This is a genomic window from Corynebacterium sp. HMSC072A02 (assembly GCF_001810085.1).
Classification (GTDB): Bacteria; Actinomycetota; Actinomycetes; order Mycobacteriales; family Mycobacteriaceae; genus Corynebacterium; species Corynebacterium hesseae.
In genome coordinates, this window is the sequence record NZ_KV799844.1 from 19,415 (window position 1) to 29,104 (window position 9,690).

Genomic DNA, 9,690 nt, shown 5'->3' on the forward strand with positions numbered 1-9,690 from the left:
ACCAAGCTTGTCCGGCGGCTGCGGCGGGGTTAGAGGGCGTCACAGCTGCTTAAGATCCGGTCCCGGGCGCCGGTGAGCAATCGATTCCGGCCGTAGCTCGAAAGGAGAGTCAACTGAGCGCGGGGTGGCATCCCCACGCACGCAGACATATGCCGCAAGGATTCCTGCCACCGCAATGGAGTTCACAATCTCCCCCACCAGGATGCGCTCGACAGCCTCCGCAAGGGGAACCCATGCAAAGCCCATGTCAGCTTCCTCGTCGCCTTCGGCGTTGAGTTTGGGCACGCTCGACAGGCCTCGCGCCAAGAACACGCGCACGGCTTCCTCGCAGAATCCCGGGGAGGTCACCAGATCAGTCAACACTGCCCATTCCTCGGCGGCCAGGCCGGCCTCTTCCTGGAGCTCGCGTTGCGCGCCGCTGAGCTCGTCTTCGCCCTTCACATCGAGCAAGCCGGCCGGCAGCTCCCACAGGCGCTTGCCGACGCTATGCCGGTACTGCTCCACCATGGCGATACGGTTGTTCTCATCCAACGCCACAACGGCCACAGCACCAAGGTGTTCGACAACTTCTCGCTGAGCAACAACCTCCCCCGGCATGACGACATCATCGCGGCGGACGGCGATGATGGGGGCGTCGACAAGCAGCTCGGTTCCCACCGTACGAAAATGGTGTGACATCTAGAGATCCTTCGGCAGCGCCGGCGCTGCGCTGTCAGCATTCGCCGCAGAACCATACACACCGTGGCCACCATCGAGTTGTTCCTTCACGGCTAAAACGCTGGCCATCTGGGACACCGGGTGATCGATGGAGTCCACGGTGCTGATCTTCGTCTTGTCGGCTCGGAGTTTATCCAGGACGCCGTCGTCACCGGCGGATTCCACGCGCCCGGCATAAACCATCGCGGTATCCACCGAATCAAAACCTTCTAGGAAGTTGACCGTCGTATCGATGGCGTACTTCGCAGCAGCACTGTCGTCCTCTTCTCCCGGGGTCATGCCTCCGCCCACGACGACTACGGCCTGGGCAGGAAGAATAGTGCCATCCTTGTAGTCGATGTAGCCGGCATCGCGCAGAGCCCGCAAAAGGGTCGCGCGATCATCAACTGATGCAAGCGGCTCGGTGGTCTCAGCATCCATCATCAACCCCGCCGCAAGTGCCTGACCAGCATGTGTGCCGGCATCAATCTTCTTTTTATCGAGCTTCGCTCCCGCCGGCAACGTGGTGGTAACGAGGGACAAAAGCTTGTCCGCGGATTCTTGGGCTACAAACTTCTCAGTCAGCTTGATGCTTCCTGCATCGGTGGAATCTGCAGAACCCAGCAAATCCTTGACGGCCTTGACGTCGGCGTCGTCGGCATCGGGCATACTCACAACCATGACCGGGCGCTGCGCCAAGGAACCATCCACCACGTATCGGCCGAGATCTCCCATTACGGAATCAGCAGAGTCGAGCTGGGCCTCCGCGATGTTATTTTCTACAACCAGCTTTCCGTATTTCTCGCGCACCTCACTGGTCGATTCACCCCCGGGACCCGATCCGGAATCCATATTTGGAGCAATCACCAGCGTGCCCAACGCAATGCCAAGGGCTGCGCCGAAACCGAGGCCGGTGATAATGAGGGACTTAGGCGACATCATTACTTAAACCACTCCTGCACGCTTAACGCGAAGTTATTCCAGGTATCGATCAGGTTCTGGAGGAAGGATTCATCGCCGCCCAAGCCGACGATCAAAATAACGACGGCAAGTGCTACGAGGATGCCAAGCAGCGCCCACAGCCATCCCATAGCTCCGGAATTTGGCGCGGAATAAAGGTTGATAACAGCGTCCGCATCCACCAGGCGCGTGCCCGCCTTCATGTGGCACAGCAAAGCCGCGGGCGTAGCATTCGGCTCGTTAGCAAAGATGTCGTCGAGGTCGAGGGATCCGCCAACCTGAACAATCATCTGAGCCTCATGGTAGTCCGCAAGCAACAGCGCGAGATCGGTAGCTGAATCCGTAGCGGCAGGGAAGGTCATCGCACCAATCCCCAAATCCTGAATGCGCTCGAGCCCGTCAGCAGTGCCGTCCGGCTCGGCGGGGAGAATAACCTGGGCACCGCTGCGCAGGGTTTCCGAGCTCACCTCGGAAGGGTTACCCACGATGAAGTGAGGCTGGTATCCCAGCTCAACCAGGGTGTCCGCGGCAGCGTCCACGCCGATAATGATGGGTTCATACTCGCGGATAAAGTTGCGCAGGAGCGTCAGCTTCTTGCGGTGTTCCTCAGTGGGCGAGACCACGAGAACTTTGCGCCCGGCCATGACGGACCCTGCATCGGGAACACCCAGGCCATCGATGAGTAGCGGACCTTCGGAATGAATGAACTCAATGGAGTTACCGAAATATGCCTCCATATGATCGATGAGTTCCTGCTGGGCAGAAGCAAAATTCTTTTCCGCCCGGTCGCGGGTAACCACCGTTCCCGAAGAAAGCTGGGTATCGCCCGCAAAAATGGCGCCGTCTTCGGTCAGACGCGCCTTCTTTCCATCCTTGAAATTGTCCACAAAATCTTGGCCTACGCCCTCGATGAGGGTGACATCGGCGTCGAGAAGCATGTGGGGTCCATAATTCGGGATAGAACCAGTGGAGAACTCCGCGACGTTGATCACGGCGGCCGGCTTCATATCCACGAGGGTCTGGGCCTCTTGGCGGGAGATATTGGCGGCGTTGATGACTGCGAAGTCACCAGCGCTAAACTTCTTCATGCCCTTGCCACCCGGGGTGCAATCACGCAGCGCGCCGTGTTCTCCAGGCAGATCGGTATTACGGGAAAACAGACTCATGTCTGACAGTTTCCCCTGTTAGGGGCTCAAGGTGTGGAAGGCGCGCGGAAAGTCTCGACTTCTGCTTGAGCCCTATCGAAGAGCTCTTGTGCATGCGCGCGGCCCGTCTCGGTGTCATCGAGGCCAGCGAGCATACGCGCGAGCTCCTCAACGCGCTCCTCGGCGGTCAGATCCGCAACACCCGACGTGAATTTCTCCTTCGACACGTGCAAGTGTGAGTCCGCATAGGCGGCCACTTGCGGCAGGTGTGTGACACAAATGACCTGGTTGGTGGTGGACAGCCGCGCTAGACGACGCCCAATCTCCACCGCCGCGCGGCCACCGACGCCGGCATCCACCTCGTCGAAGACCAAGGTGGTCCCGTCGCCGCTGGCCAAAACTACCTCCATGGCCAGCATGACGCGCGAGAGCTCACCGCCCGAGGCCGCGGAAGCCAAGGGCTTGCCGTTGAGTTGAAATTCGACCTCATCCGCGCCGGACTTGGAGTACTTCGTCTTCTTGACGGCGGCCGTCAAGGTGGAGTTCGGCATGGCCAGGCCATGAATTTCTTCGGTGACCTGAGCCCCGAGCTTCTTCGCGGCCTTGGTACGGGCGGCAGTGAGCTTTTCGGCTTTGGACACCATCGTCTTTTCGGCCTCCATTACCTCTTTCTTTAAGGCCTCAAGGGCCTCGGTAGAGGTATCCAACGTAGCGAGTTTGGCCTCAGCGGCATCCCGCCAGGCCAGGACTCCATCGATATCAGCAGCATATTTGCGGGTAAGCCGCTTGAGCTCCTGTTGGCGCTGTAGGGATTCCTCGAGGAGGTTGGGATCGGCGGGTAGATCGCTCAAATACGTCGTGAGGTCGGCAGCGATGTCGGTCAGCTGCGCGGTGACTTCGCTAACGCGCTCCCCTAGGCGAGCGAGCTCGGTATCACTTGCCCCAGCGAGTGCTGATTCGGCGGCGCCGACAAGATTGACGGCGGTGTCCTCATCCCCAAATCCTTCGCCCCCATCCAGAGCACTGAGAGCGGTGGCTGCGCCCTCACGCAAAGCATCAACATCTTGCAAGCGCTTAATAAGGGTCACGAGTTCGGCATCTTCGCCTGGTTGCGGATCGAGCTCGGAAATTTCCTTAATAGCGAACTGCAACCTGTCAACTTCCTGCGCCATCTCGCGCCGTGATTCCGTACGACGCTGATAGTCCTTAGCCAACGCGCGCCAGTGGCTAAACGCATCGGTATATGCGGTGCGAACCTTGTCAATCGCAGGTTCAAAGCGATCGATCGCTGCCAATTGTTGATCGGCAGATAGCAAACGCAGCTGGTCGTTCTGACCGTGCACAGTAATCAGGTGGGAGGCGAACTCCCCCAATGTCGCCGCTGGCACTGAACGCCCACCCAAGTAGGCGCGTGAGCGTCCCGCCGCCGACACCGTGCGGGAGGCAATGAACTCGCCGTTTTCATCTGGCTCACCGCCTGATTCTTCGACTACCTTCGCTACGGCAAGAGAACTGGAAGAAAAATGCCCTTCTACGGCTGCTTTCGCGGCGCCATCGCGCACACGTGATGCATCCGCGCGACCGCCGGCGAGAAGGCGTAGGCCGGTTACCACCATGGTCTTACCAGCGCCGGTTTCGCCGGTGAGCACGGTGAGTCCTGGCGATAGTTCCGCTGCGGAGCTTTCAATCACGCCGAGGTCAGAGATGCTGATATCAACGAGCACGGTGAGCTATCTTCCTTCCTAAATACGCGCCAAACAACCTAGTGACGCGGCCCGCGCCAACCTTCCACGGGGAGGCGCAGCTTGGACACCAGACGATCAGTGAATGGCTGCTGATCTAGACGTACCCAGCGCACCGGCCTTTCACCACGAACGACCTCCGCGCGCGAACCTGGAGGCATCGAGACTTCCCGGAATCCGTCAAGGATGACCACGGCCGGAGTCGTCGCCGACGCCGATTCCACCGCGACTTGCGAATCCGGAGACACCACGAGCGGTTTGGTAAACAAGGCATGCGCGTTGTTTGGCACAACCAGGATGGCATCAAGAGAAGGCCACAGAACTGGCCCTCCGGCGGAGAAGGCATAGGCCGTGGATCCAGTCGGAGTGGAGATGAGCACGCCATCGCAACCAAAAGCAGATACCGGGCGCCCATCCACCTCGAGGATGGCGTCCAGCACCCCCGAGCGGTTGAGATTCTCAATCGACGCCTCATTGAGCGCCCAGCTACGCTCACGCAGTTTCCCGTCAGCATCAAACACGGTGACGTCGATAGTAAGCCGGTCTTCGACCTCATAGGATTGCTCGATAACTCGTACTAACGCACGGTCGAGTGACTCCGCTTCCCACTCGGCGAGGAAGCCGACGTGGCCCAGGTTTATTCCAAGCACGGGAACATCGACGGCACGCGCCATATCTGCCGCGCGCAAAAATGTGCCATCGCCACCGAGAACCAGCACCAATTCACAACCTTCGGCAGCAGCTGGCGTATGCCGAACATGCTGCAGGCCCGGAAGGACGGTATCCGCTGCGCACACGCGCACCTTGATGCCTGCCTCCTGGAGCAGCTCCGCCGCGCGATGCGTAGCGGCAAGATTATCCGCGCGGCTCGCGTGCGGAACAAGAAGAATTTCGCGGCGGTTGGTGCCCTCCGCGGCGACACTACTGCTCACTGGGGTCCTTCCTTGATAGCCGTCTCGATCATTGCATCAAGCCTATCTTCCGGGGTGGACAATCCATCCTTGACCAACCAGAGGAAGTACTCAACATTGCCGCTTGGTCCAGGTAACGGCGATGCCGCCACGCCTTTCACGCTGAGCCCGAGCTCCTGAGCGAAGATAGCGACATCCTTGGTTACTTCCGCCCGTAGCTCAGGAGAGCGCACCACACCACCGGACCCTATCCGGTCTTTGCCCACCTCAAACTGTGGTTTGACCATGGGCAATAGCCACGCGCCATCAGCCATGCACGATGCAATCGCTGGAAGCACAAGCTTCAGGGAGATAAACGATAGGTCACCAACCATGGCGTCGCAGGGACCATTCGTGTGCTCAAGTGTCAGGTGGCGAATGTTAGTGCGGTCGAGCACCGTAACCCGTTCGTCATTCTGCAAACGCCACAACAACTGCCCGTAGCCCACATCGACGGATAGCACCTCCGCGGCACCGCGGCGCAGGCACACATCGGTAAAGCCGCCAGTCGACGCCCCCGCATCCAACACTCGCTTTCCCCTAAGGTCAACGTCGAAAGCCTCGAGAGCGCCAAGGAGCTTGTGCGCGCCACGCGAAGCCCAATCATCCCCCTCGCTGGCCTCAACCTTGATAGACACCTCAGGCTCAACTACCGTCGCGGGCTTCATCGCTTTGAAACCCCCGACGGTCACGCGGCCGGCCTTGATCATCTCAACGGCTTGTTCCCGTGAGCGCGCAATCTTTCGGCGCACTAGCTCCGCGTCGAGACGGCGGCGTTGCGGTGGCATGAAAAGCTCCTCTTCCCTTAGAATCCTCGACGGTCAGCGCTAATTGTCTTGGAGCGCATCCCGCAGCACAGTATGAGCGCGATCCAGCTGAGCAAGTTCTTGTTCAAGGTTCTCAGCTGGTTCATTGAGAATCTCCGCGAGCGACGCATCCAACTTCTCGGGAGCCAAAACCGCGCGCGGGTCATGAGGCTTTACCGCCATGTAGACACAACCCTCTCCGCGGCTTCACTCCGTGGCTGAATGTAGCGAGGCGGCTCAGCACCGGCCCAGGCAACTTCGAGGACGGTACGCAACGCCTCGATCGACGTCGATTTCTCGTTCCCGCCTTGAAGAACAATGTCGTAGCCGTCAAACCGTGCCCGGAAGCCTCCCTGGGAACCTGGGCGCGCCTGTGCGGCCGATAAGGAGAGCTCGTGGAATCCTGCACCAATGAAATCAGGGCGTTCCTCCGCAGTAGCTTCAATGAGAGCAAGCTCCCGGGACACACCTGTAAGAACGTGGAAGGTATCCATTGCAGCGTTGTTGCCACCAACAATGTCCGTGTCAAGGCGGTCCCCTACAGCTAGAGGCTTCGTCGACCCCACGAGCTTGGCTGCTTGAGTGAACATAGCGGGTTCCGGCTTACCTGCCGAAATGGGTTCTACGCCGGTAGTTGAAACGATAGCTGCGACTAACGAGCCGTTGCCCACAGCCATTCCGCGCTCCGTCGGAAGAGACGTATCCAGGTTGGAGGCAAAGAACTTTGCGCCGTGATTAATTGCCAACGCGCCTTCGGAGAGCTGCTCCCAGCCCACCGACTTGTCCATACCTTGCAGGACCGCGGCGGGCTTATCGTCGGCACTGTGTACAACATCGAAGCCCGCCTCACGCGCCAGTGAACGAAATGAGTCCGCGCCGATGACGAGGACTTTCGCGCCTGCTGGAAGTTCCTCACGAGCGATCTTGACTACCGCTTGCGCAGAGGTAACAACGTGTTGCGCATCCGTCTCCAAGCCGATCTCGCCGAGCATACCGGCTACGGTTTGGGGGCTTCGGGATGCATTGTTCGTGACATAAACTGCAGGAACACCGCAGGAATTCACCACGTCGACGACGCACTGGAGAGCCTGTCCGCCCTCCCATACTGTTCCGTCGAGATCGAGGAGCAATGAATCATGGGTTTTGAGAATACTCATTATTTGCACTCGGCCAGACGCTCTGAAGCGTCGGTCCAGTCTCCTTCATCGATGTCAATCGCGTGCTGGAACCACTCCCGGGCCTCTTCCTTGCGGCCAGCCTCCAATAAAGCATTGGCATAGGCGTAGGAAAGGCGGCATGCCGAGAATCCCGTGGAATCCTTAGAAGGCTTTGCGCGTTGGATGGTAACTACGGCGGAATCTGCCTGCCCCATGTCCAATCGCGCTCCTGCAGCAACGATAGCCAACTCGATCGCATCCTCCGCCGCGAGTTCTTTAGCCTCCTCGCCGCGCCACAAATCAACGGCCTTTTCTGGGCGCCCGAGGCCTCGCTCGCAATCAGCCATGACCGCGAGCAGCCCAGGGCCACCGGAAATGCGGCGCGCTGCGCGAAGCTCCGCAAGGGCTTCCTTCCACTCTCCAGCCCTATATGCAGCAATTCCGTTCATTTCACGGACGACTGATACACGTCCGGCACGGTCTTTGGCAGCACGTGCATGGCGTAGCGACAGTTGGGGATCGTCCTCAAGCCACGTTGCCGCCATGATGAGGTGTTTAGCAACGGCTTCGGAATTTTCCTTGGAGAGCGACGAAAGATCCTGAAGTACCGAAGGATCAAGATCCGTAATGTCGATATCAGATGGCAGGTCTGGATCTGTCATACGACGATTGATGCGCTCCTCACGGTAGCCTGAACGCTGTGGGTGCGAGACCTTGTTTTTACCGCCGCCATGTCCATTGCGGTCGTTGCGGCGAGGTTTAGCGCCTGCGCGGCCACCTCGGCGTTCGTCTCGGCGATCACCGCGACGCTCTTCTCGACGCCCCGCTGCGCCGCCGTGCTTCTCAAACTTGCGGCCCCCAGAGCCGTAGTGCCCACGGTTGCCTTCTGCGGAACCTTCGCGGCCACGGCCGTGGTTACGGGAGTTGGATTCAGACATTAAAGCCATGCACTTTCTGCGGTAGACGTGTCCGTATGTACCGAACCAGTCTACAGGTCACGGCCCCAGAAACGGCAATACGAACCAACTGCTAGTGAAGTGCCCCACAACCTACGGTCCCAGTTCGGCGACTACACACTATTCGGCGGCCAGGCAACCTCACCCAAACGCCACTCATCACACACGCACTCTAATCCCGCAGCCACCTGCGAAGAGCTAAGGCCATGCTCTACGCTTCCGTGCTCCAATGGCATACCACGGACGACTGCCCAAAAGGTCCAACCATTGTTCCAGGCGAGGCGAATTCGACGCGCGAACGGGCCTGACCCCCGGAAAGTAGACACATCGGGGGTTAGCTATGCTGCTTGGGTTGGTGTAGCTGATGTGAGTGCTTCGAAGTCATTGGGGGGCTAGAAGGCCGCACCAGGAGTGCCGTCTGTGCCACTTTCCGATCATTTAGTACGCCGTTAATTCATCCATTTGAGCCGGGCTCGCAAAGCCTGTTTATCCGTAGCTGTAAACCCACTCCTCGAATGTCTTGAAGGGGCCTTCAACGTAGTCCTTTTCTTGAAAATCGTACATTCCACATATAACCGACCCATTGGGCTTCTGTTCGAAGACGCCCCAGACAAAACCGTCATCATAGGCTACTGGGAAGAAGCGTTTTGAATCGACAAGATCGACTGACCGGAAATCTTCTAGAAACCCTTCGAAGGCGTTTTCATAGACTCCGTATGGGGCAGGTGTGAAGAAAACTAACGATGGCGGAGAAAAGGCCGTGTAATGCTTCCAGAATTGGAAGTATTGTTCGGGAATCCAAGATGGAGCCACCGACTTCAGCTGAGACAGTTCACTTTTACTTAGTCCGTGGCCGTACACGTATGAGAGTAGCTTATCTGAGAGTTTTTTCTGACCGGTCATAGGTAGTCCAATGCCTTTTCTTTCCAGTATGTGTGTCGACACTCCCTAAAGGATGCGCGGTCGTCAAGGGTTACATCTGTTGGAAACCCGCTCCCATTCATTCTGTGGAATATAGGGAGAACTTTAGCGTTTTCTGTGTGCATCTGTTTTGTAATTTCTACTACAGCTGTTCGATCATCTTGGCCGATATGGTGCAAATTCACCGGGTTTCGATCTATCCATATAGGGGCGCGCCATGCCTCATTAAATCGACATTGTTGCCAATTCCACCACCAACTTCCCGGGGAAGGCACACCTCTTTGTGCGGATTGAATACCTGTCTACCAGTCTGTTGATATACAACGGACCTGACCCCTGTTTGGTAGACACCTGATA

At 58.3% G+C, this 9,690-nt stretch carries 11 protein-coding genes; all 11 read right to left on the reverse strand.

The genetic code is table 11. The features are described 5' to 3' along the window. Positions 1–39: 39 nt before the first annotated feature. The 11 genes from HMPREF2698_RS05175 to HMPREF2698_RS13740 all read right to left on the reverse strand — a co-directional run bounded on the left by HMPREF2698_RS05175 (position 40) and on the right by HMPREF2698_RS13740 (position 9,608). Positions 40–678, reverse strand: coding sequence for an NUDIX domain-containing protein (locus HMPREF2698_RS05175; RefSeq protein WP_070562647.1), 639 nt, complete (start codon positions 676–678; stop codon positions 40–42). Continuing rightward, positions 679–1,638, reverse strand: a complete 960-nt coding sequence (locus tag HMPREF2698_RS05180) for a copper transporter (RefSeq protein ID WP_070562650.1) — start codon at positions 1,636–1,638, stop codon at positions 679–681. Then, positions 1,638–2,822, reverse strand: coding sequence for a putative cytokinetic ring protein SteA (gene steA, locus HMPREF2698_RS05185; protein WP_070524788.1), 1,185 nt, complete (start codon positions 2,820–2,822; stop codon positions 1,638–1,640). Before steA ends, HMPREF2698_RS05180 begins: the two co-directional genes overlap by 1 nt. Before the next feature lie 26 nt (positions 2,823–2,848). After that, positions 2,849–4,525: a DNA repair protein RecN gene (gene recN / locus HMPREF2698_RS05190; RefSeq protein ID WP_070532560.1), complete on the reverse strand. Its 1,677-nt coding sequence runs from the start codon at positions 4,523–4,525 to the stop codon at positions 2,849–2,851. A gap of 38 nt (positions 4,526–4,563) precedes the next feature. Further along, positions 4,564–5,475 (reverse strand): NAD kinase, encoded by a 912-nt coding sequence (locus HMPREF2698_RS05195; protein ID WP_070524783.1) that lies wholly within the window; start codon positions 5,473–5,475, stop codon positions 4,564–4,566. Beyond that, on the reverse strand, positions 5,472–6,281 hold the full coding sequence (locus HMPREF2698_RS05200; RefSeq protein ID WP_070532563.1) for a TlyA family RNA methyltransferase: 810 nt from the start codon (positions 6,279–6,281) through the stop codon (positions 5,472–5,474). The genes HMPREF2698_RS05195 and HMPREF2698_RS05200 overlap by 4 nt, the downstream gene beginning before the upstream one ends. Before the next feature lie 39 nt (positions 6,282–6,320). Continuing rightward, entirely contained in the window at positions 6,321–6,482 is a 162-nt protein-coding gene (locus HMPREF2698_RS13435) for a hypothetical protein (RefSeq protein WP_168164024.1), read from the reverse strand. Beyond that, positions 6,473–7,456: an HAD-IIA family hydrolase gene (locus HMPREF2698_RS05205; RefSeq protein WP_070562658.1), complete on the reverse strand. Its 984-nt coding sequence runs from the start codon at positions 7,454–7,456 to the stop codon at positions 6,473–6,475. Before HMPREF2698_RS05205 ends, HMPREF2698_RS13435 begins: the two co-directional genes overlap by 10 nt. Beyond that, on the reverse strand, positions 7,456–8,394 hold the full coding sequence (locus tag HMPREF2698_RS05210) for a tetratricopeptide repeat protein (protein ID WP_070562652.1): 939 nt from the start codon (positions 8,392–8,394) through the stop codon (positions 7,456–7,458). The genes HMPREF2698_RS05205 and HMPREF2698_RS05210 overlap by 1 nt, the downstream gene beginning before the upstream one ends. Positions 8,395–8,898: 504 nt before the next feature. Beyond that, positions 8,899–9,315 (reverse strand): hypothetical protein, encoded by a 417-nt coding sequence (locus HMPREF2698_RS05215; protein ID WP_070532568.1) that lies wholly within the window; start codon positions 9,313–9,315, stop codon positions 8,899–8,901. Continuing rightward, positions 9,312–9,608, reverse strand: coding sequence for an HNH/ENDO VII family nuclease (locus HMPREF2698_RS13740; protein ID WP_350337630.1), 297 nt, complete (start codon positions 9,606–9,608; stop codon positions 9,312–9,314). The genes HMPREF2698_RS05215 and HMPREF2698_RS13740 overlap by 4 nt, the downstream gene beginning before the upstream one ends. Between the last annotated feature and the right edge of the window lie 82 nt (positions 9,609–9,690).